This is a genomic window from Nocardia sp. NPDC050713 (assembly GCF_040654315.1).
GTDB lineage: Bacteria > Actinomycetota > Actinomycetes > Mycobacteriales > Mycobacteriaceae > Nocardia.
In genome coordinates this window covers 63,616-86,312 of sequence record NZ_JBFAHS010000018.1, presented here as the reverse complement: position 1 = coordinate 86,312, position 22,697 = coordinate 63,616, and the positions used below count along the sequence as shown (strand labels likewise).

Here is a 22,697-nt window from a genome sequence, read left to right as displayed (position 1 = left end):
GAGAAATGCTCGAGCCGGGAGAAATGTCACGGGAATGTTGCATCGGGAATACCCGGTGTTCGACGTGGCAGGGGCCCGGCCGAACACGCGGTGGGACAACGTGAGCCTGGACGCCACGCACGCGCGGGCGCAGGGCAGGATAGGGGGCGGTCGAGACACCGCATCCGGACAAGGAGCTCATTGTGGGACAGGTCAGCGCCAGCAGTTCGATCACCGTCGACGCGGATCCGAAGCGCGCGCTCGAGGCCATCGCCGACTACGAGACGGTGCGTCCGCGCATTCTCTCGCCGCACTACCGCGACTACAAGGTGGTCGAGGGCGGCAAGGGCGCGGGCACCGTCGCCGAGTGGACCCTGCAGGCCACCGAGAAGCGCACGCGCAACGTGCACGCCGTCGTCTCGGTGGCGGATTCGATTGTCACCGAGCGTGATTCGAACTCCACCATGGTGAACACCTGGACCGTGACGCCGGAGGGCGCTGGCGCCCAGGTCACGCTGCGCACCACGTGGAAGGGCGCGGGCGGCATCTCCGGCATCTTCGAGGGCATCTTCGCGCCGCTGGGCCTGAAGAAGATCCAGGCCGAGGTGCTGGAGAACTTGAAGCGCGAACTGGCCTGAGCGCGAAGCGAATCGAGTAGCGGCGCGGCCGGACACCCGAAGGGGTCCGGCCGCGCTGTCGTGTGCGGACTTGGCCGACGATCAAGCCTTGCCGATGTCGAAGAGGTTGCCCTCCGGGTCGGCCAGTGTGGTCCACTGACCGCCGTACTCCTCGAAATCGCCGATGTGCTTGGCGCCCAAGGTGATGGCGCGCTCGATGTGCTCGCGCCAATCGGCCGCGTGCAGGTCCAGGTGCGCTACGTTCTTGCCCGGCGTCTTGTCGGGCACTTTGATGAACATCAGCACCGGCGCGAGTCCGGACTCCCGTCCCACCGTCGCGAAGAACTCACTGGCTCCTTCGTCGACGCGCTGATCGAGCAGCTCCGCCCAGAATCCGGCGAGCGCCGCGGCGTTCTCGCAGTCGAAGGTGACGTGGGCGATGGACAACGTCATGGTCGTTCACTCCTTTTCTCGGAGCCCGCCGATGGGCCAGCAGACTTCGGTCCGGTATTCGTTCGGGTCGTCGGTGTCGTTCGGGGCCACCAGGTAGAGCTCGCGCACCGGCTCCGTCAGGGCGGTGTCGTGTTCGGCGACGTGGCTGCCCAGCGCTCCGTAGGTGCGGTCGAAGTCCTCGAAGGCGCCGCTGTGAACGGCGATGGCGAAGCGACGTGCGGGCAGTTCGACGACCACGAGTCCCGCGGGAGGCTCGATGGCGTCGCGGGACGGGATCGGCACGAAGGCCACCACCTCGCCCGCGTCGTTCTCGAAGAACTCCGGCGAGTAGGTGGCGCCGCTGACTCCCGCGGGCTCGACGCCCGCCGCGGCCAAGGTCTCGTAGAGCAGCGTGAACGCACCGCCGCACCAGGAATCGATACCGTCGCGCTCGACGAAGTCGACGAGGGCCAGCGCCGGAAACGCCGGGATCGAGCGGTAAATCACCGCGATCGGCGCGGGCTCGGTCAGCAGCGAACGCAGCGACGCCACCACCGCCCGGGTCCGCTGCAATTCCGCCTCCATGCGTTCCAGATGCGCACGCAGCGCGCTGTCCCTGGAGGTGACGTCCGGCGCGGCGAGTACGGACTTGATCTCGGGCAGCGGCATGTCGAGGCGGCGCAGCCGCCGGATCAGATGGGCCTGCGCCACCTGCTCGGTCGAGTAGCGCCGATAACCCGAGGCCGGGTCCACCTCGACCGGCTCGAGCAGTTCGATGTCGTGGTAGTACCGCAGCGTTTTGACGCTGAGGTAGGTCAGCCTGGCGAACTCACCGATCGAGACGGTCGCGGTCATGCGTTCAGCGAACACCCTCCAGCGACTGGAGAGTCAAGCGACCCTGTCACGCCCCCGCCTCGCTGACGCTCGGCTGCGGATGCCGGAGGCAGGCTGGCACATGGTTCGCTCACTCCGTTCGCTCACGCCAATGCGAAGGTCAACAGCAGGGTGTTCTGCACCGCGCCGCGCCACCACGAGTAGCCGAACCACACGCCGGGGGTCACCTCGCGGATCTCGTCGTAGACGGGCGGCGTCGGCGACGGGGCGTAGTCCAGCGCCCAAGCCGGGCGGCCGTCCAGCAACGCGGGCGCGCGGTACACGTCGGCCTTCCAGCCCTCCATGTCCCATCTGGTCAGACGATTCAGCAGCCAGCCGCCGTCGGGACCGGTGTAGAAGTTCTTGCCGAGCCACAGACCGGTTGTGATGCCCTGGGCGTAGTTCGGCCGGATCACCCAGCCGTCCTTGACGCCCATCGGGACCGCGCCTTGCGGCGCGTCGTGGAAGATCGCGTCCTGCTGCTCGGGCGAGCAGCGCAGCCGCAGCGAATCCAGGGTGGCCGCCTTGTCGTCGGGATACAGCACGCACCCGCCGCCGTAGTCGGACGCCGCGGGGACGACGTCGGAATCCGCAGGCTGCACATCGGAATCCGCGGTGGCCGCCGGAGCGCAGAGCACCGAAAGTGCCAGGGCGCCCACGAGGAGTACTCGGCTTGTGTTCATTACTGTCTCCAGAATTCACCGAACCGGTAACCGACCCAGGTCCAGGTTAGGTGGGTCGGGGTTGACTGTCTGGGTATATCCGGGAGGACTAGTCTGAACCGTGACAATCTCCCCTGAGAGAGGACGAGCAGTGCAGCCCGGTGGTCAGTTCGACATGCAGCAGTTACTCGCCCAGGCACAGCAGATGCAGCAGGCGGTGATGGAAGCACAGGCCGAGATCGCGGCCTCCGAGGTGGACGGACAGGCCGGCGGCGGTCTCGTCCAGGTGCGGATCAAGGCGACGGGCGAGGTGGTCTCGCTGACCATCGACCCGAAGGTGGTCGACCCCGAGGACGTCGAGAGCCTGCAGGATCTGGTGATCGGTGCGGTCAACGACGCGATGAGCAACGCGCAGCGGCTGGCGGCCGAGCGCCTCGGCCCGCTCTCCGGCGGACTCGGCGGCGGTTCGCTGCCCGGGCTGCCGGATTTCTGATCGAGGACGGGACGGTTGTACGAGGGTCCGGTACAGGATCTGATCGACGAGCTGGGCAAACTGCCCGGCGTCGGTCCGAAGAGCGCGCAGCGCATCGCGTTTCACCTGCTCCAGGTGGAGCCGCCGGAGATCGACCGGTTGCAGGCCGCGCTGCAGAAGGTGCGCGACGGCGTGCAGTTCTGCGTGGTGTGCGGCACCGTCTCCGACGGCGAGCTGTGCCGGATCTGCGCCGACCCGCGCCGCGACCGCAGCATGATCTGCGTGGTCGAGGAGCCCAAGGACGTCCAGGCGATCGAGCGCACCCGTGAGTTCCGTGGCCGCTACCACGTGCTCGGCGGTGCGCTCGATCCGCTCAGCGGCATCGGGCCGGATCAGCTGCGGATACGGGAACTGTTGACGCGCATCGGCAATCAAGAGGACGGCGTCGACGTCAGCGAGGTGATCATCGCGACCGACCCGAACACCGAGGGTGAGGCGACGGCCACCTACCTGGTGCGGATGCTGCGCGATTTCCCGGGGCTCGCGGTGACGCGGTTGGCCTCCGGCCTGCCGATGGGCGGCGATCTGGAGTTCGCCGACGAATTGACCCTCGGGCGAGCGCTTTCCGGCAGGCGCGCGCTGTAAGAGTGATGCTTGTGTGCGGTCCGGCTGCGCCCTTTGGGCGTACCTCCGCATTCGGCTCCGGCGGTGCGTGGTCCGCGAAAGGGCTTTCGCCCGGCCGCGCACTCTGATTACTGTGCGGGGGATGAGCATCGAGTTTCTGCTGACGACGCTCGTCATCGTCGCCACGCCCGGTACCGGCGTCCTGTTCACCCTCGCGGCCGGACTCTCGCGCGGCGTGCGCGCCAGCGTCGTCGCGGCCTTCGGCTGCACCCTCGGCATCATCCCGCACATGATCGCGGCGGTGACCGGTCTCGCCGCGCTGTTGAACACCAGCGCCGTCGCCTTCCAGACGCTGAAGTACCTCGGCGTCGCCTACCTGCTCTACATGGCGTGGAACACCTTGCGGGACAAGGGCGCTCTCGCCATCCCGGACGCCGGAACGGAACGGGCCGCGCCGCGAGCTCGCCAGGTGATCACCTCGGCGGTGCTGCTCAACATCCTGAACCCGAAGCTGACCATCTTCTTCTTCGCGTTCCTGCCCCAGTTCGTGCCCGCGGGCGCGCCGAACGCGCTGGCCCGCATGCTCGAGCTGAGCGGGATCTTCATGCTGGCCACCTTCGTGGTGTTCGCGGGATACGGCGCGTGCGCGGCGGCGGTGCGCACGTACGTCATCGCGCGGCCGGTCGTGGTGACGTGGATGCGGCGGGTGTTCGGCGCCTCGTTCGTGGCGCTCGCCGGGCGGCTCGCCGTGCAGAACCAGTAGGAGTCAGAACTCCACGCGGGTCCACGGGATCCGCGCCAGCTCCTCCCGTTCGCCGGTTGTCCAGGCCCAGATCAGGTTGGCGACCGCGGCGGGGTCCGCGAGGGTGGCGCCGTAGTGTCGTTCCGGACCGCCGTCGCGGTATTCGACGGTGTACTCGCCGGGCTTGCCCCGGTAGGTCTGGATGTAGTCGTGGTCGCCCCGCTCCACGATCAGGTAGGGATTCGGCGGCGCGAGCTCCGGAATCCACTGGTCCACAAGGGTTTTGGTGAGGTACGGGAACGCGCCGGCGCCGCCGTGGGTGACGGTGACCGGCACGTGCCCCGCAGGGTCGATCAGCCAGGCCAGCTGCGGATCGTAGATCGCGTAGTCGCGCGGCGTCGCGATATCGAACAGCAGCTGCCGCACGTAGCCGATCGCGTCGTACGGGCACGCCACGTGCAGCACCGACCCGTTCGCCGCCCCGCCCACCGACTCACCGCTGAGAAAGCTGTCCTCCTCCGGCAGCTCCAGATTCGCCTCGTTGATCTCGGCCGCCATCTCGGCGACCACCTCGGCCTCGTCCACCCCCTGCTGCCCGACCAGATACGCCTCCACCTCGGCCAGGTTCGCAGCGACACCGGACGGCAACAACACGTGGTCGTAGTTCACCCGGCCAGCGTACGGGGAGCTACCTACCGGCTCTCCGCCCGCCACGGGCCGGGACGTACGGACTGACCTACGATTCCTGCGACTACCAGCCTGAAGGACGGTCGCATGTCGGAACTGTTCGACTGGTCTTCGCCGAAGACCTACATCTCGCCGGTAGACATGGACGACTACCTGGCCATGCCCGAGGAGATGTCGCGCGACGTCGAGATCAAGGACGGGATGATCGTTCACCGCGAGTCGGCCTCACCCAATCACAACGCGATCGCGCGCAACATCGAACGCGCGCTGCTGGAGGGCCGAGCCAAACGTGAATCGGCCGAGCCGTGTCTGGGAGCAGCTCCGCGGCCATCGAGACCGTAGTGCCTTTCGATACCTATGCCACCTGGCAGGACCTGGACGACGGAATCGATTGATCCAGGGGCGGTCAGGCTTGGCGGCGGGTGGGGGTCGAGTCCGTTGTGCAGGCGCAGCCGCCCGCTACGTCGGCGCAGTCGACGATGAAGGTGTGGCGGGCGTGCTCGAAGGCTACGCAGTCGTCGTCGGTGCATTCGGGGACGCGGGTGGCGTGGACGATGAGGGTGCCGTGGCAGTGGTCTACCGCGGATTCGCAGGCTGGGCAGGTCGCGCGCATGGGACCTCCTGACGAGATCGGTTGGTGATTCGGTCTTAGCACTCGAGTCCGGACGACGGTGGGAGGCCGGGTGGGCGTGTCGGTGACCTGCGCGGGGTGGGATCGCCGCCGAAGATGTTGCGCGCCAGGCCCGGACGTCATGGCGGGGGCGGTGCGACCGGGTCACGATCGCCGTGTCAGGGCGGGTGGACCTACCGCGACTCGGGGCGATCCCGCGGATTCGCGTGCGAAGATGGCAGCACGGTCGACCGACGTCGGCGCACCCGGCAAGCTGGAGCTACGCCGGACCGCGTCCCCTACGGACCCGACCGGCGACCGGTGCGGCACGGGCCGGACGCACGTTCGTCATGGCGAAACGTCTGACAGCGGAGGTGAGGTCGGCATGGTCGCCGATGCGGTGCCCCCGGCGGCGACGGCCGCCGACGTGCGCGCGCAGATCGCCGAGCAGCTCGCCCGCTACCGGGCCGAGGGCGGCCACACCGGCGCCTACGACGAGGTCGGCAGGCCGACCGGCGGCTACTACGACGAGCTGGTGGACACCGACGGCGTCGTGCGGCAGATGTGGTCGGAACTCTCGGCCGACTTCGTCGAGATCGGCCCGGCCGGGCTCGGCAGGCTGGACACCAGGGTGCGCAGGCTGATCGATGACGACGGCATCACCTACACCGAGGTGATGCGCGCGGGCGAGGCCGCGATCCCGACGCCGTGGCGACTCGATCCGATCCCGCTGCTGGTCTCCGCCGACGACTGGACCCGGCTGGAGGCGGGCCTCGTGCAGCGCTCGCGGGTGCTGGACGAAGTGCTCACCGACATCTACGGCTCGCGCCGCACCATCACGTCCGGGCTGCTGCCGCCTGAGCTCGTGTTCGGCAACGTGGGTTACGTGCGTGCCGCGCACGGCATCACGATCCCCGGACGCCACCAGCTGTTCCTGCACGCCTGCGACATCAGCCGCTGGAGCGACGGCGAGTTCCGCGCCATCGCCGACTGGGCACAGGCCCCCTCGGGGGCCGGTTACGCGCTGGCCGACCGCCGCGTCGTCTCGACCGCGATCCCGGAGGCCTTCGAGCACTCCAGCCCGCGCCCGCTCACCCCGTTCGCCAGGGCGATGCGGCTCTTGCTGATCGAGGCGGCGCCGGTGGCCGAGGACAATCCCGTCGTGGTGGTGCTGAGCCCGGGCGTGCATTCCGAAACCGCCTTCGATCAGGCGTATCTCGCCTCGACGCTGGGTTTCCCGCTGGTCGAGAGCGCCGACCTGGTGGTGCGCGACGGCGCGCTGTGGATGCGCTCGCTCGGCACTCTCAAGCGGGTGGACGTCGTGCTGCGCCGGGTGGACGCGGAGTTCTCCGATCCGCTCGATCTGCGGCCGGATTCGCATCTCGGGGTGGTGGGGCTGGTCGAGGTGTTGCGCCGCGGCGCGGTCACCGTGGTGAACACGCTGGGCAGCGGGTTGCTGGAGAATCCGGCGCTCGCGGGCTTCCTGCCGCGGATCTCCCGCGCGCTGCTCGGCGAGGAACTGCTGCTGGACAGCGCGCCCGCGTACTGGGGCGGTGACGCGAGCGAGCGTTCGCATCTGCTCGCCGAGTTGGACCAACTGATCATCCGTTCGACGGTGGACGGGGCCACGCTGTTCGGGCCGGATCTGTCGGCGACGATGCGCGAGGAGCTGCGGCGGCGCATCGAGGCGGACGGCTGGAAGTGGGTCGGCCAGGAACCGGCCCAGTTCTCGGTGGCCCCGGCCGTGCACGGGTACGGCGGTCTGGCCGCGGCGCCGGTGGGCATGCGGCTGTTCTCGCTGGCCCGCCGCGGCGGTTACACGGCGATGGCGGGCGGCCTCGGTCAGCTGCGTCAGCGCACCCAGCCGGACCGGGCGGTGATCAAGATCGCGGCCAAGGACGTCTGGGTGCGGGCCGCGCCCGCCACGACGACCGCGGTCGGCGCCGAAGCGCCGCGCGAGGAGCGTGAGCGGCGGGTCGCGCCGATCGTCGAGGAGATCAGCTCGCCGCGCGTGCTCACCGACATGTTCTGGATGGGCCGATACTGCGAGCGCGCGGAGGCGGCGGTCCGCCTGCTGATCGCCACGCACGACCGCTACCAGGACTATCGCTACCGACCGTGGTTGGAGGGCGCGGAGGCGCTGCCGGTCCTGATGGCGGCGTTGGCCGCGACGACCTGCACGGCCGCGCCGGACGCGGTGATCGGGGACGGCGGCGCGAAGCTGGAGTCGCGCGGCGGGGAGCCGGGGTCGGGTGGTGGTGCGCCGGAGGCCGCGTCGGCTGGTGGGGAGCCGGAGTCGGGCGGAGGAGAACCCCAAGCCCTCGACGGGGGAGTGCGGTTGGGTGGCAGGGAGGCCGAGTCGGGCCGCGAGGATCAGGGCTCGGACGGTCGCAAGCTCGGGCCTGGCAGTGGGGAGCCGGGGTCGGGTGGCGGTGCGCCGGAGGCCGCGTCGACTGGTGGGGAGCCGGAGTCGGGTGAAGGAGAACCCCAAGCCCTCGGTGGTGGACCGGGGTTGGGTGGCAGGGAGGCCGAGTCGGGCCGCGAGGATCAGGGCTCGGACGATCGCAAGCCCAGGCCTGGCAGTGGTGAGCCGGGGTCAGGTGGCGGGGAACCCGAAGCTTTCGGTCGTGGACTGGGGTTGGGCGGCGCGGAGGCCGAGTCGGGCCGTGGAGATCTCGGATCGGGCGGCGGGAAGCCTGGGCTCGGCGGCGGGAAGCTGGGGCGGGGCGGTGCGAAGCCCGAGCCTCGCGGAGGGGAATCCCGAGCCTTCGGTGGCGGACTGGGGCCGGGTGGTGCACAGGCCGAGTCGGGCGGTGGGAAGCAGCGGGAGGCGGGTGGCGCCGAGCCCGCGTCGGGTGGCGAGATGGGGTCGGGCGGTGCGGAGTCCGAGTTGGGCGGCGCGGCAGACGGATTCACAGCCGCGAGCGCATCGGAGGGCAACGGTGGGGTGGCCGCGGTGGCGGGTGCGTCCCGCGAGGGGCACGACTATCTCGAAGCGTTGACCATCGATAGGGAGCTGCCCGGATCGCTGGCCTACGCGATCGACCGGTACGGCTCCTCGGCGCGCGCCGTGCGCGACCAGCTCTCGCACGACACCTGGATGATCCTCGGCTCGGTGGACCGGGCGCTGGCCGAGTATCGCGAGAGCGACGGCGACGAGACGGCGCTCTCGGCGGTGCATTCGCTGACGCTGGCCGCCCTGCTCTCGCTGTCCGGCATCGAGGCCGAGTCATTGGTGCGCGACATCGGTTGGTGCGTCATGGATATCGGCAAGCGCATCGAGCGCGGGCTGGCTGTGACGGCGCTGCTCTCGTCGGCGCTGACCGAGACCTATCCGGCGGAAGCCGAGCTGGTGGTCACCGAAGCGGTGTTGCAGGCGGCCGAATCGTCGGTGAGTTACCGTCGGCGACACCGGGATTCGGTGCGGATCTCGGCGGTCGCCGGATTGCTGCTGTTCGACAGGGGCAACCCGCGATCGCTGGCCTACCAGCTCGAACGACTCGACGCGAACTTCGCCGCGCTACCCGGCGCCTCGGGATCCTCACGGCCGCAACGGTTGCTGGCCGACGCGCAGCGCATGCTGCGCCGCGTGGATCCGGACGACCTGAACGTCACCGACGAGAACGGAAGGCGCACCGAGTTGGCCGAACTGCTCGACGGTGTGCACCTGCGGCTGCGCAAGGTGGCGGAATCCTTCGAGACGACGAAACTCTCGCTGCCGGTGGGCATTCAGCCGCTGTGGGGCAGCACGCGGGTGGTCGGATGATCGGCGGCGACGGCGCGACGCGGCGGTATCGGGTAGCCCATCGCACCACCTATTCCTACTCCGAGGAGGTCACCAGCTCCTACGGGCGCGCCTATCTGACCCCGCGCGAGTTCCCCGGTCAGCGGGTGCTCGCGCACGAGGTGCACGTCGACCCGGCGCCGTCGGACCGGTCCATCGGCACCGATGTGTACGGCAACACCACGCACTACTTCCACGTCACGGCCGAACATTGGGAACTGGTCGTCAGCGCGGAGTCGACGGTCGAGGTCGACCCGCCCGCCGAGCTGACGGACGATCCGGCCCGGCTGCCGTGGGAGTCCGCGCGGCCCAGTCATGCGAACGGCCCGCTGGCCGTGGAGTTCACCCTCGACCTGCACCCGCCGGAGATCACCGAGGAGATCACCGCTTACGCGGCGCGCTCGCTCACTCCGGGGCGGCCACTGCTCGCCGCGGTGACCGATCTGACCACCCGCATCTACACCGATTTCACCTACTGGTCGGGTTCGACGACCGTCTCGACCAGAGTCTCCGACGTGTTCTTCGCGCGCGCGGGCGTCTGCCAGGATTTCGCCAGGATCGCCGCGGCCTGCCTGCGGTCGCACGGGCTCGCCGCGCGATACGTCTCCGGTTACCTCGCCACGGACCCGCCGCCGGGCAAGGAGCGCATGATCGGCGCCGACGCCACCCACGCCTGGGCGGCGGTGTGGGTCCCCGGCCGGAACCCGTCCGAACGCGCGGGCCGCTGGATCGGCTTCGACCCCACCAACGACCAGCTCGCCGACGAGCGCTACGTGGTCGCGGCGTGGGGACGCGACTACGCCGATGTGCCGCCACTGCGCGGCATCATCTACACCGAGGCCAAGGAGAGCTCGATCACCGTCTCGGTCGACGTCGCTCCGCTCGAAGTGTGAATACCCAATTCGCGACAACCTTCGGCTCGGCCCCTTCTCGAGGTCACCAGCGACTCCGCGCGAAAAGGCTGCTCTCAGGCGCGGAGGCGTTCGCGGCGTAGTTGGTCGACCTCGGGGAGGTGCAGTGGTTCGAGGGTGTCGACGCCGAGGGCTCGGGTGAGGAGGAGGTCGGCGAGTTCGGGGTTGCGGGCGAGGGCCGGGCCGTGCATGTAGGTGCCGATGACCGAGCCCTGGACGACGCCCTCGAGTCCGTCGCCGACGCCGTTGCCGACGCCGCGGGTGACGCGCGCGAGGCCGGTCGCTTCGAGGCCGAGTTTCGTTCCACCACGGTGGTTCTCGAAGCCGGTGAGCGGGGCGGTGAGGCCGTCGAGCATGGGACTGGTGGTCACTTCGCCGATGGCACGCTTGGCCTGGGGCGAGGTGGTGACGTCGATGAGCCCGACGCCGTCCACGCGCTCGCCCGAGGAGGTCTCGTACCAGTTGCCGAGCACCTGGATCGCCGCGCAGATGGCAAGCACCGGAGCGCCTTTCGCGGCCGCCTCCTGCAGGCCGGGGTAGCGCTGCAGGTGCCGGGTGGCCAGCCGCTGCGCGGAGTCCTCCGCGCCGCCGAGGGTGTAGATGTCCAGCGAGTTCGGAACCGGTTCGGGCAGTGTGATTTCCACGATCTCGGCGTCGTAGCCGCGCATGCGCAGCCGCTGGCGCAGCACGAGCGCGTTGCCGCCGTCGCCGTAGGTGCCCATCACATCGGGCAGTACGAGGCCGATCCGTACCGTCGAGTCACCCATGATTCTCCAAGTCGCGGTTGAGGTCGCGGAACGCGGTGTAGTTGGCGAGCACCTCGACCTGCCCGGGCGGACAGGAAGCGATGGCGCGCAAGGGATCCGGGACGGTGGTGTGCTCGACGCCCGCGTACGTGAGGCGGACCGCGAGATCGGTGGCGCGCTCGCCGGAGGCGACGACCTGCACGCCCTCGAAGTGCTCGAAGCGCACGTCCCACAGCCAGGAGAGGTCCTCGCCGTCGGGCACCTGCCCGTTCACCGCGATCACCAGCCCGGCCGCGCTCGGCTCGATCATCGACAGGGCTTCCTGCCAGCCCGCCGGGTTCTTCGCGAGCAGCAGCCGCGCGGCGTGCTCGCCGACCTGCACGGTCCGGTAGCGGCCCGCGATCTCGCGCACCGTACCCGCGGCGACGACGGCCTTGGCCGTTTCGGCGCCCAGCGCGACCGCGGCGGCGACCGCCTGCGCGGCGTTACCCCGGTTGGCCCGGCCGGGCAGCGCCAGCTCGAGCAGGTGGCGTTCGCCGTCGGGGCCGACGAGGTCGTTCCCCTCCAGGTGCCAATCCGGTTGCGGCCGTTGGAAATCCGTACCGGTGCTGCGCCAGTGCTCGCCCTCCCAGACGATCGGCTCGCCGGAGCGCGGACAGCTCGTCGCGTCCATCGCCCAGCCGCCGCCCGCGGCGACCCACACCACGTTCGGGTGGTCGTAGGCGATCGAGGTGACCAGCACGTCGTCGCAGTTGGCGATCACCACGGTGTCGGGGTGACGGGCGAGACCGGCGCGCAGCTTGCGCTCGATCATGTTGATCTCGCCGACCCGGTCCAGCTGGTCGCGGCTGAGGTTCAGCAGCACCACGGCGGCCGGGTTCAGCGAGTCGCTGACGTGCGGCAGATGCAGTTCGTCCACCTCGATGGCGGCCAGCGGCACACCCTGGTGCGTGCTCAGCGCGGCGACGATGCCCGCGTCCATATTGGCGCCGTCGGCCTGCGTGGCGACCTGACCGAGGGTGCTCAGCGCGGCGGTGGTCATCCGCGTCGTCGTCGACTTGCCGTTGGTGCCGGTGACCAGCACCGTCCGCCTGCCACGTCCGAGCTGGTCCATGATCGTCGGGTCGATCTTCAGCGCGATCAGGCCGCCGATCATCGAACCCTTGCCGCGTCCCGCCTTCTGCGAGGCCCACGACGCTGCCGCCGCGGCCCGCAGGGCGATCCGCCCACGCATCGATATCTTCGCCACGCCGAGAGTCTATGTGCGGGGTTCGGGGTGCGCCGCGACAGCGTGGTCGGTGAGGTCGGGGTCACGGCGCGCCGGGCCAGTTGCGGCTGTCGCACCGAGGTAGGGGTGGTGGCCACACAGTCTGTGCACTCCTCACATAGGCGGTGGCTATGTGACGCGTACACGGGGCGTGTGGGAGCCCGCTGCTACGGGAGTCAGTCGCGGTACAGTTTTGCGGCGTAGTTTTCTGGGGAGTAGTAGTGCTCTAGGTCGTCTACCGTCTCCTTGATGTTCGGGTCTACGTCCTTGACCAGGCAGGCGGTGCTGGGGAGGGTGTCGGCGGGCCACTGCTCCGGCTCCCACAGGTGGCTGCGGAGGAACGCCTTGGCGCAGTGGAAGAAGATCTGTTCGACGGCGACCTCGACGGCGAGGATCGGGCGGTGGCCCTTGACCACCATGTCGTCGAAGTAGGCGGCGTCGCTGACCAGGCGGGCCCGGCCGTTGACGCGGAGGGTGTCGCGGCGGCCTGGGATCAGGAAGAGCAGGCCCACGTGCGGGTTGGCGAGGATGTTGAGGTAGCCGTCGGCCCTGCGGTTGCCCGGGCGCTCGGGGATGGCGATGGTGCGATCATCGAGCACTTTCACGAAACCCGCCGGGTCGCCCTTGGGCGAGGCGTCGCAGTTGCCGTCGGCGTCGCAGGTGCTCATCACCAGGAACGGGGAGCTGGCGATCCACTCACGATCGCGCTGGTGCAGTGCGACGCGCTCCTTGGTCGCCGCGCGCGGCATCACCGCACCGAGCAGCGCACGCAGGTCGTCGGGGTCGGTGATCTTCGTGGTCTCGCCCATACTTCGATTGAAGCACCGCGGCGACGGCCCGCGCGATCAAACATGGGGGTACCTGCACAGAGGGTGGGTCTCAATGTGAGTGCCTGGCAACGGAAGACAGGGTCTGCTTGTGCGCCGTCTCCGCACAAGCGCACCCTTGGGCAGTACACACGCCCCGCCTTGGCAGGTGTACTTGTGTGGCGACGGCGCGCAGCAGGTGTGTGTTTTCCCGTTGTCAGGCGTTGATACGGAGAACCACTGTTGGGCAGGTACACCTGCCCCCGCCTTGGCAGGTGTGCCTGTGCGGAGACGGCGCACAGCAGGTGTGTGTTTTCCCGTTGTCAGGCATTGACCCGGAGAACCACTGTCGGGCAGGTACACCCGCCGACAGGTGTACTTGTGCGGAGACGGCGCGCAGCTGGCGTGTGTTTTCCCGTTGTCAGGCATTGATACGGAGAACCACTGCTGGGCAGGTACACCCGCTTCAGTCGAATAGGTTCGGCAGACCCGCCGCGTACCGATCGGCGTCCATGCGCCGCAACGGTTCCAGCTCGGTCGCGCGGTACAGCGTGTACATCCGGCAGCGCGGCGCGTCCGAACCCGCGACGTCGAGCAGCGCGTTCACCGCGGCCCGCGCCGACTCGTTGGCGCCCTCCATGGTGGCCAGGTCGACGTTGGTGCGCACGTAATCGCCCGCGAGGAACAGGTTTTCGAGATCGCCGTGCGGTTCGGGGCGGAGCTCCCACGACCCGGCGGTGTTGATCAGCAGCGGGTCGGCGTTGGTGTTGCGGCGCTGTTCGGACTGCCAGACGATCGCGGGATCGAGGAACCAGGAATGCAGGTCGGCGTCGCGCAGTTCCTCGCCACGATCGTTGAGGTGGGCCTGCAACTGCGCCCACACCTCGCGCGCGATCTCCTGGTGCGTGCACTCCTTGGCGGTCTTGCCGTACAGGATGCCCGGGGTGTTCCAGTCGGAGATGTCGACCGAAAGGCAGTCCTGCACAGTGCCGTCACCGAATTCGGCGAGCTTGCGCGTCCACAGCTGGTTCTGGCTGATCGAGGTGAGCGACCACGGCGCGTCGATGTAGGCGGTGTGGCCCCTGGAGATCTCGGCCGGTCTGCGCAGGTAGAACTGGATGCCGGTCATCCAGTCCACGAACAGCCGGTCCATCGCGGCCAGCTCGGGGCGCACCTCGAGCACGTCGGGCGACCACAGCGCGCGGGCCTGTTCGGCGGCCAGCGCCACCACGAAGTAATCGGCCTCGACCGTGCGGCTGCCGTTGCCGTCGACGATGCGAGCGCCGCTGATGCGCCGGTTCCGCACCTCCAAACCGCGCACCTCCGCGCCCAGCGCGAACTCGACGCCGAGCTCACGCAGCCGCGCCGTCCACGGATCGATCCACGCCGCGTTGGTCGGGCCGTTCAGCACCCGGTCCAGCGCGCCGTCGTTGCCGACCTCGAACGGGTTGCCGAGGAACTGCTCGCCCATGTTGCCGATAGTGCGCACGCTGGCGAGGTTGTCCTTGGCGGCGACCATGATGCTGGTCAGCGTGCGCGAGATCAGCGCGCGGAATTCGTGCGAACGGTGGTGCGCGCCGACGAAATCGCGCCAGGCCATGTGCTCCCACTGGCCGTAGCGGCGGGCGTCGCAACTGGTGTTGAACACGAGCAGCCGGTTGGCGAAGAAAAGTCCTTCCGCGGCGGGCATTTTCAGTGCCGTCGCGATGGCGGCGCCGACGGTCTCGCGGAAGTCCTCCGGTCGCGGATTCGGTCGGGCGCGGAAGCCGAGCGGGATCTGGAAGTCGTCGCCGTCGCGGCGGGACATGCGCGCCTCGGGTATCGCGATCAGGTTGTTCCAGACTCCTTCGGCGTTGCCCGCGAACGGGATTCGCCGCATCGTGTCCGGAATGTGCTGGTAGAAGCCGGGAAAGAAACGGAAGCCGTGTTCACCCGGCAGATCGGGACGTCCGCCGGATCCGCTGCCCGGCACCGGAATGCTGCGCGCCTTGCCGCCGAGCGCCCGCCTCTCGTAGACGGTGACCTGGAATCCGCGTTCGGCCAGTTCGTGCGCCGCGGTGAGTCCCGCGACCCCGCCGCCGAGCACCACCACCCGTCTGCCGTCGGGTGCGCCCGACGCGCGCCCCGGTCTCAGCGCACCGGCCGTGTGAACCCCCGCCGACGCGACCCCCATTGCCGCCGTGCCGCGAATCATCGATCTTCGCGAGACGGCCCACCGCTGTTCTGCCATGCGCGACTCTGCTGCCTAGCCTTCGGTTCCCTACCTTCACCGCCGCACCCACTGTAAAGCGCCTGCTCGGGGCCATCCCACCCACCCCTGCCGCCGCTGGCTCGCGGCCGGTGACGAACCTCGGCCGCGGCGAGTTCAGCGCCCCGAGAGTACCGCCGACCTCGCGCGGCGCGAGCTACTTCCCGAAACTCGCAATTCGCAAACTCGCACTAGAGAGGGGTCCGCATCGCAGCCGGGTTCGCAGAGCCGTTCTGGTTCGGCGGCCTTCCCGGCCCACGGAACTCGCACTCGCCGGGCGCTCAGCGTGGGTTCGGCGGCCGGGTTCGGAGGGTTTCGCGGCCCTCGCACCGTGCACTCCAGGCGGCTGCTCAGCGCAGCGCGGGTTCGGCGGCCGCTGCTGGTTCCGCGGTCTTCACAACCCTCGGCCGCCGACCACCGGTGGTCGCGACGAACGCACCCGTGATCACGATCAGGCCGCCGAGCAACTGCCACGCGGTGGGCGTCTCGTCGAGGAAAGCCCAGGCCGCGGCGATGCCGACGACCGGGACCAGCAGCGAGAGCGGCGCGACCGCGCCCGCGGGATAGCGGCTCATCAGGAACGTCCAGAGCCCCGAGCCCGCGACCGTGCCCAGCGCGACGATGTAGGCGAGGCCGATCAGCGCGGGCCATCCGGTCGGCGACGCGAGGTCGGCCAGTGCGTGCCAACCGATCGCCGGGCCCTCGGTGAGCGCGGAGAGGGCGAACAGTGGAAGCGGCGGCACCACCGTCATCCACAGGGTCAGGTGCAGTGGGTTGACCGCTCCTGAAGCCGCGGCCAGCCGCGAGCCGATATTGCCGAAGGCCCAGCCGAGCCCGCCCGCCAGGGTGAGCAGCAGCGGCAGCAGCGGCGCGACGTGCACGCGGTCGGCGCCGATCACCACGATCCCGGCCACCGCGACGAACAAGCCGCCCAGCTGGACCGGGCGCAGCCGCTCGCCCAGCAGCAGCGCGCCGAGCACCACCGTGAACGGCGCCGAGGATTGCAGCACCAGCGAGGCGAGCCCGGTCGGCATGCCCGCGCGCATCGCGGTGAACAGGAACGCGAATTGCAGCACCCCGAAACCCGTGCCGTACAACAAGAGCCAGCGCAGCGGCACGTTCGGACGTGGCACGAACAGCAGCACCGGCACCGCGAGCACCGCGAAACGCAGGGCCGCGAAGAACAGCGGCGGGAAGTGGTCGAGGCCGACCCGGATGGCGATGAAGTTCAGGCCCCAGAGCAGGACGACGGTGAGGCCGAGCAGGCGGTCGCGGTTGGTCACGCTCACCATGGTCGAGCTCGGAAACCATCAGCACAATCGAATAAATTTGTACTGATATTGTAGTCGAGCTTCACTATCTACGAGAGGACGTGCCGGTGCCGGTCGAGTCGCAGGGACCGCCGATGTCCCTGGATCGGCTGCGGGTGCTGCGCGAATTCGCCGACCGGGGAACCATTTCCGCGGTGGCCGACGCGCTGTCCATGACGCCGTCGGCGGTCTCCCAGCAACTCAAGACGCTGGCCAAGGAGGCCGGTGTCGCATTGCTCGAACCCGACGGCCGTCGCATCCGGCTCACCGACGCGGGGCAGGCGCTGGTCGTTCGCGCCGACGAGGTGCTCGCCGCCATGGACCGGGCGGTCGCGGAGATGGCGCACTATCGCGGCTCGCCGCGCGGGCAGGTGCGGGTGGCGCTGTTCCCGTCGGGCGCGGCGCTGCTGCTGCCGCTGGTGTTGCCCGCGCTGGCGGGCAGCGATGTCGATGTGGTCGCCCGCGACGAAGACGTGCCGCCCAGCGGTGTGCCGCGCCTGCTCGCCGACTACGACATCGTCCTCACTCACCGCGACGAGCGCTCCGGCTCGGTGGCCGGACCGCGCATCACCTCGCGGTTCCTCATGCGCGAACCCATCGACGTGGTCGTCGCCCCGACGCACCGGCTGGCCGGGCAGCGCTCGGTCGCCCCCGCCGAACTCGCCGAGGAGACCTGGCTCAGCGTGCGCGGCGGCTTCCCGGTCGACGACGTGCTCGAATCGATCGCCACCGTGACCGGAGTGCAGCCGCGAATAGCACAGCGGCTCAACGATTTCCGCGTCATCGAGACGCTCGTCGCGTCCGGCTACGGCGTCGCGCTGATGCCGCGCTTCGCCGTCGCCCACCCCGACCTCGCGGTGCTACGACTCTCCGGCGTACGCGCCGCCCGCAACTACGACCTGGTCACCCGCGCGCACGCGGAGAAGCGGCCCGCGATCGCCACGGTGCTGGCGGCCTTTCGTGTCGCGGCGGAGCAAATCACCGCGGAGTAGCAGCCGCGAAGTCGCCGCTCTGCCAGCGTGGTCCGCACCGGTGTAGCGGTCGGCGATCGCCACCGGCGGCATTCTGGTCTGCGGCCGACCGGGTCGAAGTAGCGGCTACGGACGCCAGGCGCTGCGGGGTTCGATCTGCGGTCGCCCAGGGTGCTGGCAGCGTTCCGGGCCGCGGCGGAGCAGGTCACCGCGGAGTGCCGCGGCGGAGCAGGTCATCGCGGAGTGCCGCGGCGGAGCAGGTCATCGCGGAGTGCCGCGGCGGAGCAGGCCACCGCGGAGTAGCTGGTCCGCGCGTAGAGCCGCGTGCTCTCGCCGCCGTGCTCTCGGCCGCACCGGGCGCATCACTGTGGGAAGTCGCCGGAAACGAAGGCGGCCCGGCAGTTCGACTGCCGGGCCGCGACTTTCGACTACCGCAGCTCGTCCTCGGGATCCACGGTCGCCGCCTTCGATCAGACGCCGACGCGCGCCGAGCGTCCGAACCAGCGCCGCGCAGTGCGTCTAACGCAGACCCATCGGCCCAGGATGGTGGTACTGCTGGGCGCCGATGTAGCCGAAATCGTCGGCGACCATCGCGGCCAGTTCCAGCAGTGCCCGCCGGGTCGGCTTGCTGACGAGCTCCAGGTCGATTTCGGCGCCCTCGGCGAGGTGATCGTCGAAGGGCACCACCTGCACCGCGCGGGTGCGGTCCAGGAACAGCTTGCGCAGCTGATCCAGGTCGACGGTGGAGGCGCCGCGCCGCGAGGCGTTGACCACCACCACGGTGCGCTCGACGAGCTTTCCGTAGCCGTGGTGGTCGAGCCAGTCCAGCGTGGCCGAGGCGCTGCGCGCGCCGTCGATCGCGGGCGAGGTGACCAGCACCAGCGAGCTTGCCATGTCGAGCACGCCGGACATCGCCGAGTGCATCAGGCCGGTGCCGCAGTCGGTGAGGATGATGTTGTAGAACGACTGCAGGATGCCGATGGCCTTGCGGTAATCGGCTTCGCTGAACGCCTCGGAAACGGCCGGATCCTGTTCGGAGGCAAGCACTTCCAGGCGGCTCGGGGCCTGCGAGGTGTGCGCGCGGACATCCGAGTACCTGGAGATCTGCTGATCCTCCAGCAGGTTTCGCACGGTGGAGCGGGTCTGCCGCGGCACCCGGTGCGCCAGCGTGCCGAGGTCCGGGTTGGCGTCGATCGCGATGACCCGGTCGCCGCGCAGCGAGGAGAAGGTGGAGCCGAGGCCGACCGTCGTCGTCGTCTTGCCGACGCCGCCCTTGAGCGAGAGGATCGCGATCCGGTAGTCACCGCGCACCGGCTGGTTCACCCGGTCGACGAGATCGCGGTAGACGACGTCGGCCGCGGATTCGCCCGGGTTGATCATGCCGCCGGAAGCCTTGTGGACGGCGCGGCGCCACCCGCTGCGCGGCGCCCGGCGGGCCCGCTTCAGCAGGTTGAGGTCGTTGACCGAGTGGCCGGGTTGACCGGGCTGCGGCACGTGCTGCGGCTGGAACGGCTGGTGCTGCGGCTGCGGCGGCGGTCCGCCCTGCCACTGCTGGCCGGGACCGGTGAGCCCGGGCGGCGTCTGCCCGGGACCCGTGAGCCCGGGCGGCGTCTGGCCAGGACCGGTGAGTCCGAGCGGCGGCTGGCCGATCGGCGCGGGCGGCTCCTGGTACATCGGCTGCGGCGGAGCCATCGGCTGGACCGGCGGAGGCGGCGGCGCCCAGCTGTAGATCGGGCCGCTCTGTTGATCCTGTGCCGCACCGGCTTCCGGCCCGCTCTCCTGCGGAACTCGACGGACCAGACCGTCCGGTCCGATCTCCTGGCGGTACTCGCCGTAGGGCGCGCCCTGCTGCTCGGGACCGGGCGGCGGCGGAAGCTGTTCGGGGCCCGGCTGATACGGCCCGCCCTGGTAGGGACCGGGCTGCTGCATGAACTGGCCGGTGCTGTACGGACCGTACGGCTCCGCGGCTCCGTTCGGCGCGAAACCCTCGGCGGGACCGTAGCCGGGCGGGGCGACGGGCTGCGGGTACACGCCGGTCGGATCGCCGGGACCCATCGCGGGCGGATAACCGATCGGATCGCCGGGGCCCGCGGCGGGCGGATAACCGGTGAACTGTCCCTGTTCCGGCGCGGCGTCGGCCTGCGCCGGTACGCGAGCACCCGGTGCGGCCTCTTGGCCTTCGGCGGGTTCGGCCGCTGCTACGGCGTCCTTTTCGGGCGCCTCGGCGGGTGGCTCGTTCGTCTCGTCCTGCGCCGCTTGCGATCCGGAGGGTTCGGCGGTGACCGCGGCCGTATCCACCGAAGGACTCTGCAACCAGGGCGGAGAGGTCGGATTGTGGTCGTTGTTTGTCACAGTTCCCCCATCTGCTCGGGATTCGAGCAGAGAGCTCGGCGCTTGAGTGCAAACCAACGCTAGCAGGTGAGCAAACCCGCGCGCAGGCTGTGCCCGGCTGGGCAGCGGCCATAGCCTGGCGCAATGATCTTCGAGCCGCCGATGCTACTGCGCTGTGACGGCAAACCTTTCGCCACGATCGTCCGCTACGGCTACGAGACGCCGTGGGCCACCGGCGAGCTGCACGCGGACAACCCGGACGACTACGAGAGATTCGATAGCGCGGGTGCGCTGGAGCGATGGTCGCGCGAGCAGGCCGAGTTGTTGACGGACGACGAATACGACGCGGGATACGCGCGCGAACAGGCGCGTCTCGGGCTGTCGGATGCCGATGTGCGGCACTGCGAATCGGCGGTGTGGACGATCGTCACCGCGGACGGGACTGAGCACCAGACGTATTCGCTGGATTTCCTGAACGGCTACATCCAGTGGCGCTGGTGACGACGCCGCCGAGCGCGCGTCGATCGAACCGGCGCGTGCGGCGATTCGACGACCTACAGTCACGCGGCGACGCACTGATGACGTGGCCGGAGCACGAAGACCCCGGCCACGTCGGACGCGTCAGCTTGCGCGGTTGACCGCGGAGACGACCGCGCGCAGCGAAGCGGTGGTGATCGAGGTGGCGATGCCGACGCCCCAGACCACCTTGTCGCCGATGGCGACCTCCACGTAGGCGGCGGCCTGCGCGTCGTCGCCCGCCGACATGGCGTGCTCGGAGTAGTCCAGCACCCGCACGTCGTAGCCTACGGTCGCGATGGCGTCGACGAACGCGGCGAGCGGTCCGTTGCCGTTGCCGCTGACCTCCTGCTCGACGCCGTCCACCTTCACCACGGCGGTGATGGAGTCCACCCCGCCGTCGGTCTCGGACGCGGTGACCTTCTGCCGGATCCGCTCCAGCGGCCGGACCGGCGCCAGGTACTCCTCGTGGAAGACGTCCCACATCTCCTTCGGCGTGACCTCGCCGCCCTCGCCGTCGGTGATCCGCTGGATCGCCTGGGAGAACTCGATCTGCAGGCGCCGCGGCAGCACCAGGCCGTGATCGGTCTTCATGATGTAGGCGACGCCGCCCTTGCCGGACTGCGAGTTGACCCGGATGACCGCCTCGTAGGTGCGGCCGACGTCCTTCGGGTCGATCGGCAGGTAGGGCACCTCCCACACGATGTCGGACACGTCGGCGTCCTGCGCGTCGGCCGCGGCCTTCATCGCGTCCAGGCCCTTGTTGATGGCGTCCTGGTGGCTGCCGGAGAACGCGGTGTAGACCAGGTCGCCGCCGTACGGGTGGCGCTCGTGCACCGGCAGCTGGTTGCAGTACTCCACGGTGCGGCGGATCTCGTCGATGTCGGAGAAGTTGATCTGCGGGTCGACGCCGCGCGAGAACATGTTCATGCCCAGCGTCACCAGGCAGACGTTGCCGGTGCGCTCACCGTTGCCGAACAGGCAGCCCTCGATGCGGTCGGCGCCGGCCTGGTAGCCCAGCTCGGCCGCGGCGACCGCGGTGCCGCGGTCGTTGTGCGGGTGCAGGGACAGCACGATCGAGTCGCGGCGGGCCAGGTTGCGGCTCATCCACTCGATGGAGTCGGCGTAGACGTTGGGCGTCGCCATCTCGACGGTGGCGGGCAGGTTGATGATCAGCGGCTTCTCGGGGGTCGGCGCGATGATCTCGGAGACCGCGTCGCAGACCTCGCGCGCGTACTCCAGCTCGGTGCCGGTGTAGGACTCCGGGCTGTACTCGTAGCGCCAGTTGGTGTCGGGGTAGCGCTGCTCGACCTCCAGGCACAGCTTCGCGGCGTCGGTGGCGATCTTCTTGACCGCGTCGCGCTCGGCGCGGAAGACCACCCGCCGCTGCAGGATGGAGGTGGAGTTGTAGAAGTGCACGATGACGCTGCCCGCGCCCGCGCAGGCCTCGAAGGTGCGTTCGATCAGCTCGGGGCGGCACTGCGTCAGCACCTGGATGGTGACGTCGTCCGGGATGGCGCCGTCCTCGATGATCTCGCGGACGAAGTCGAAGTCGGTCTGGCTGGCCGACGGGAAGCCGACCTCGATCTCCTTGTAGCCCATCCGCACCAGCAGGTCGAACATGCGGCGCTTACGCGCGGGGCTCATCGGATCGATCAGTGCTTGGTTGCCGTCGCGCAAATCCACGGCGCACCAGCCGGGGGCGCGGTCGATGATCTTGTCCGGCCAGGTGCGGTCGGGCAGGGTGATCGGCTCGACCTCCTCGGCGAACGGCCGATACCGGAATGTCGGCATCGAGGAGTTCTTCTGCTTGTTCCATCTGGGCTGGTCGGCTGGCGCGGCCTTGCTCGGAGCGGTGATGGTGCGCGAGCCGGAAACGTAGGCGTCAGCAGGGGACATGCGTGTTCTCCATGGTGTGGGGTTTCCCGATTATGGGGCGACCGGCAGGCGAAACCCCGCGACGGGAGCCGGTCCGATCAGACCCCGTCGCGGCGGCCGAGAAGAAGTGCCCGCTGCATGATTCTCCCGAGTTTAGCGTGTCGCGGCGCGGCGCTGGAAGCCCGGTCCGATTGCGCGTGGTATGCGGGGCTGCCGATAGCGTGCCTGGAA

Annotated in this window: 21 protein-coding genes and 1 pseudogene; 10 read left to right on the top strand and 12 right to left on the bottom strand. The window is 69.6% G+C overall.

Features of this window, described 5'->3' with window-relative positions; translation table 11 throughout:
• Nucleotides 1-182 precede the first annotated feature (182 nt).
• The gene (locus tag AB0H49_RS28275) at nt 183-617 is read left to right on the top strand and encodes an SRPBCC family protein (RefSeq protein ID WP_354998039.1); all 435 of its coding nucleotides are present in this window, start codon (nt 183-185) and stop codon (nt 615-617) included.
• An 81-nt stretch (nt 618-698) separates the two neighbouring features.
• On the opposite strand, the gene AB0H49_RS28270 is transcribed toward AB0H49_RS28275, so the two are convergent.
• From AB0H49_RS28270 to AB0H49_RS28260, 3 genes are all read right to left on the bottom strand, one after another.
• Nucleotides 699-1,049, bottom strand: a complete 351-nt coding sequence (locus AB0H49_RS28270; RefSeq protein WP_354998038.1) for a VOC family protein — start codon at nt 1,047-1,049, stop codon at nt 699-701.
• Nucleotides 1,050-1,055: 6 nt separating this feature from the next.
• Nucleotides 1,056-1,883: a MerR family transcriptional regulator gene (locus tag AB0H49_RS28265; RefSeq protein WP_357255778.1), complete on the bottom strand. Its 828-nt coding sequence runs from the start codon at nt 1,881-1,883 to the stop codon at nt 1,056-1,058.
• Nucleotides 1,884-2,005: 122 nt separating this feature from the next.
• Nucleotides 2,006-2,584, bottom strand: a complete 579-nt coding sequence (locus tag AB0H49_RS28260) for a hypothetical protein (RefSeq protein ID WP_354998036.1) — start codon at nt 2,582-2,584, stop codon at nt 2,006-2,008.
• 130 nt (nt 2,585-2,714) lie between these two features.
• Between AB0H49_RS28260 and AB0H49_RS28255 the strand changes: the two genes are divergently transcribed.
• From AB0H49_RS28255 to AB0H49_RS28245, 3 genes are all read left to right on the top strand, one after another.
• Nucleotides 2,715-3,056: a YbaB/EbfC family nucleoid-associated protein gene (locus AB0H49_RS28255; protein ID WP_354998035.1), complete on the top strand. Its 342-nt coding sequence runs from the start codon at nt 2,715-2,717 to the stop codon at nt 3,054-3,056.
• A 15-nt stretch (nt 3,057-3,071) separates the two neighbouring features.
• Nucleotides 3,072-3,680 (top strand): recombination mediator RecR, encoded by a 609-nt coding sequence (gene recR, locus AB0H49_RS28250; RefSeq protein ID WP_354998034.1) that lies wholly within the window; start codon nt 3,072-3,074, stop codon nt 3,678-3,680.
• A gap of 121 nt (nt 3,681-3,801) precedes the next feature.
• Nucleotides 3,802-4,422 carry a LysE family translocator gene (locus AB0H49_RS28245; protein ID WP_354998033.1) on the top strand — a complete coding sequence of 207 codons (621 nt, stop codon included), beginning with the start codon at nt 3,802-3,804 and terminating at the stop codon, nt 4,420-4,422.
• Nucleotides 4,423-4,425: 3 nt separating this feature from the next.
• Here the strand turns inward: AB0H49_RS28245 and AB0H49_RS28240 are convergent, their stop codons facing one another.
• Nucleotides 4,426-5,070 carry a hypothetical protein gene (locus AB0H49_RS28240; RefSeq protein ID WP_357255775.1) on the bottom strand — a complete coding sequence of 215 codons (645 nt, stop codon included), beginning with the start codon at nt 5,068-5,070 and terminating at the stop codon, nt 4,426-4,428.
• A 105-nt stretch (nt 5,071-5,175) separates the two neighbouring features.
• Here AB0H49_RS28240 and AB0H49_RS28235 point away from each other — a divergent pair, with 105 nt between their 5' ends.
• Nucleotides 5,176-5,430: a hypothetical protein gene (locus AB0H49_RS28235; protein WP_357255773.1), complete on the top strand. Its 255-nt coding sequence runs from the start codon at nt 5,176-5,178 to the stop codon at nt 5,428-5,430.
• Between the two features lie 64 nt (nt 5,431-5,494).
• Here the strand turns inward: AB0H49_RS28235 and AB0H49_RS28230 are convergent, their stop codons facing one another.
• Entirely contained in the window at nt 5,495-5,701 is a 207-nt protein-coding gene (locus AB0H49_RS28230; RefSeq protein ID WP_357255771.1) for a hypothetical protein, read from the bottom strand.
• 382 nt (nt 5,702-6,083) lie between these two features.
• Between AB0H49_RS28230 and AB0H49_RS28225 the strand changes: the two are divergent.
• The 3 genes and pseudogenes from AB0H49_RS28225 to AB0H49_RS28215 all read left to right on the top strand — a co-directional run.
• Nucleotides 6,084-7,868: pseudogene (locus AB0H49_RS28225) on the top strand (circularly permuted type 2 ATP-grasp protein); the annotation flags it as partial.
• The gene (locus AB0H49_RS28220) at nt 7,851-9,464 is read left to right on the top strand and encodes an alpha-E domain-containing protein (RefSeq protein ID WP_357255905.1); all 1,614 of its coding nucleotides are present in this window, start codon (nt 7,851-7,853) and stop codon (nt 9,462-9,464) included. The pseudogene AB0H49_RS28225 and the gene AB0H49_RS28220, both read left to right, overlap by 18 nt.
• Entirely contained in the window at nt 9,461-10,375 is a 915-nt protein-coding gene (locus AB0H49_RS28215; protein ID WP_357255769.1) for a transglutaminase family protein, read from the top strand. Before AB0H49_RS28220 ends, AB0H49_RS28215 begins: the two co-directional genes overlap by 4 nt.
• A gap of 74 nt (nt 10,376-10,449) precedes the next feature.
• Here AB0H49_RS28215 and AB0H49_RS28210 read toward each other — a convergent pair whose 3' ends face one another.
• The 5 genes from AB0H49_RS28210 to AB0H49_RS28190 form a co-directional block, all read right to left on the bottom strand.
• Complete coding sequence (locus tag AB0H49_RS28210; RefSeq protein WP_357255767.1) at nt 10,450-11,160, bottom strand: glutamine amidotransferase; 711 nt, start codon at nt 11,158-11,160, stop codon at nt 10,450-10,452.
• Nucleotides 11,153-12,373: a MurT ligase domain-containing protein gene (locus tag AB0H49_RS28205; RefSeq protein WP_354998980.1), complete on the bottom strand. Its 1,221-nt coding sequence runs from the start codon at nt 12,371-12,373 to the stop codon at nt 11,153-11,155. Before AB0H49_RS28205 ends, AB0H49_RS28210 begins: the two co-directional genes overlap by 8 nt.
• A gap of 209 nt (nt 12,374-12,582) precedes the next feature.
• A complete protein-coding gene (locus AB0H49_RS28200) occupies nt 12,583-13,215 on the bottom strand; it encodes a pyridoxamine 5'-phosphate oxidase family protein (protein ID WP_354998027.1) in 633 nt (210 codons plus the stop codon).
• A 463-nt stretch (nt 13,216-13,678) separates the two neighbouring features.
• The gene (locus AB0H49_RS28195) at nt 13,679-15,442 is read right to left on the bottom strand and encodes an FAD-dependent oxidoreductase (protein ID WP_357255764.1); all 1,764 of its coding nucleotides are present in this window, start codon (nt 15,440-15,442) and stop codon (nt 13,679-13,681) included.
• Between the two features lie 368 nt (nt 15,443-15,810).
• Nucleotides 15,811-16,743: an EamA family transporter gene (locus AB0H49_RS28190; RefSeq protein WP_357255762.1), complete on the bottom strand. Its 933-nt coding sequence runs from the start codon at nt 16,741-16,743 to the stop codon at nt 15,811-15,813.
• Nucleotides 16,744-16,865: 122 nt separating this feature from the next.
• Between AB0H49_RS28190 and AB0H49_RS28185 the strand changes: the two genes are divergently transcribed.
• The gene (locus AB0H49_RS28185) at nt 16,866-17,762 is read left to right on the top strand and encodes a LysR family transcriptional regulator (RefSeq protein ID WP_357255760.1); all 897 of its coding nucleotides are present in this window, start codon (nt 16,866-16,868) and stop codon (nt 17,760-17,762) included.
• Between the two features lie 498 nt (nt 17,763-18,260).
• Here AB0H49_RS28185 and AB0H49_RS28180 read toward each other — a convergent pair whose 3' ends face one another.
• Complete coding sequence (locus AB0H49_RS28180; protein WP_354998978.1) at nt 18,261-19,670, bottom strand: MinD/ParA family protein; 1,410 nt, start codon at nt 19,668-19,670, stop codon at nt 18,261-18,263.
• Nucleotides 19,671-20,216: 546 nt separating this feature from the next.
• On the opposite strand from AB0H49_RS28180, the gene AB0H49_RS28175 reads away from it, so the two are divergent.
• Nucleotides 20,217-20,573 carry a hypothetical protein gene (locus AB0H49_RS28175; protein WP_357255758.1) on the top strand — a complete coding sequence of 119 codons (357 nt, stop codon included), beginning with the start codon at nt 20,217-20,219 and terminating at the stop codon, nt 20,571-20,573.
• A 120-nt stretch (nt 20,574-20,693) separates the two neighbouring features.
• Here the strand turns inward: AB0H49_RS28175 and leuA are convergent, their stop codons facing one another.
• Nucleotides 20,694-22,487 (bottom strand): 2-isopropylmalate synthase, encoded by a 1,794-nt coding sequence (gene leuA / locus AB0H49_RS28170; RefSeq protein WP_354998023.1) that lies wholly within the window; start codon nt 22,485-22,487, stop codon nt 20,694-20,696.
• Between the last annotated feature and the right edge of the window lie 210 nt (nt 22,488-22,697).

What these genes read in the sequence shown, in the direction of transcription:
- AB0H49_RS28270 (WP_354998038.1), bottom strand. Translation starts at nt 1,049, where the DNA reads ATGACGTTGTCCATCGCCCACGTCACCTTCGACTGCGAGAACGCCGCG.
- AB0H49_RS28265 (WP_357255778.1), bottom strand. Translation starts at nt 1,883, where the DNA reads ATGACCGCGACCGTCTCGATCGGTGAGTTCGCCAGGCTGACCTACCTC.
- AB0H49_RS28260 (WP_354998036.1), bottom strand. Translation starts at nt 2,584, where the DNA reads ATGAACACAAGCCGAGTACTCCTCGTGGGCGCCCTGGCACTTTCGGTG.
- AB0H49_RS28245 (WP_354998033.1), top strand. Translation starts at nt 3,802, where the DNA reads ATGAGCATCGAGTTTCTGCTGACGACGCTCGTCATCGTCGCCACGCCC.
- AB0H49_RS28235 (WP_357255773.1), top strand. Translation starts at nt 5,176, where the DNA reads ATGTCGGAACTGTTCGACTGGTCTTCGCCGAAGACCTACATCTCGCCG.
- AB0H49_RS28230 (WP_357255771.1), bottom strand. Translation starts at nt 5,701, where the DNA reads ATGCGCGCGACCTGCCCAGCCTGCGAATCCGCGGTAGACCACTGCCAC.
- AB0H49_RS28220 (WP_357255905.1), top strand. Translation starts at nt 7,851, where the DNA reads ATGGCGGCGTTGGCCGCGACGACCTGCACGGCCGCGCCGGACGCGGTG.
- AB0H49_RS28215 (WP_357255769.1), top strand. Translation starts at nt 9,461, where the DNA reads ATGATCGGCGGCGACGGCGCGACGCGGCGGTATCGGGTAGCCCATCGC.
- AB0H49_RS28210 (WP_357255767.1), bottom strand. Translation starts at nt 11,160, where the DNA reads ATGGGTGACTCGACGGTACGGATCGGCCTCGTACTGCCCGATGTGATG.
- AB0H49_RS28205 (WP_354998980.1), bottom strand. Translation starts at nt 12,373, where the DNA reads ATGCGTGGGCGGATCGCCCTGCGGGCCGCGGCGGCAGCGTCGTGGGCC.
- AB0H49_RS28200 (WP_354998027.1), bottom strand. Translation starts at nt 13,215, where the DNA reads ATGGGCGAGACCACGAAGATCACCGACCCCGACGACCTGCGTGCGCTG.
- AB0H49_RS28195 (WP_357255764.1), bottom strand. Translation starts at nt 15,442, where the DNA reads ATGGCAGAACAGCGGTGGGCCGTCTCGCGAAGATCGATGATTCGCGGC.
- AB0H49_RS28185 (WP_357255760.1), top strand. Translation starts at nt 16,866, where the DNA reads ATGTCCCTGGATCGGCTGCGGGTGCTGCGCGAATTCGCCGACCGGGGA.
- AB0H49_RS28180 (WP_354998978.1), bottom strand. Translation starts at nt 19,670, where the DNA reads ATGCAGCAGCCCGGTCCCTACCAGGGCGGGCCGTATCAGCCGGGCCCC.
- AB0H49_RS28175 (WP_357255758.1), top strand. Translation starts at nt 20,217, where the DNA reads ATGATCTTCGAGCCGCCGATGCTACTGCGCTGTGACGGCAAACCTTTC.
- leuA (WP_354998023.1), bottom strand. Translation starts at nt 22,487, where the DNA reads ATGTCCCCTGCTGACGCCTACGTTTCCGGCTCGCGCACCATCACCGCT.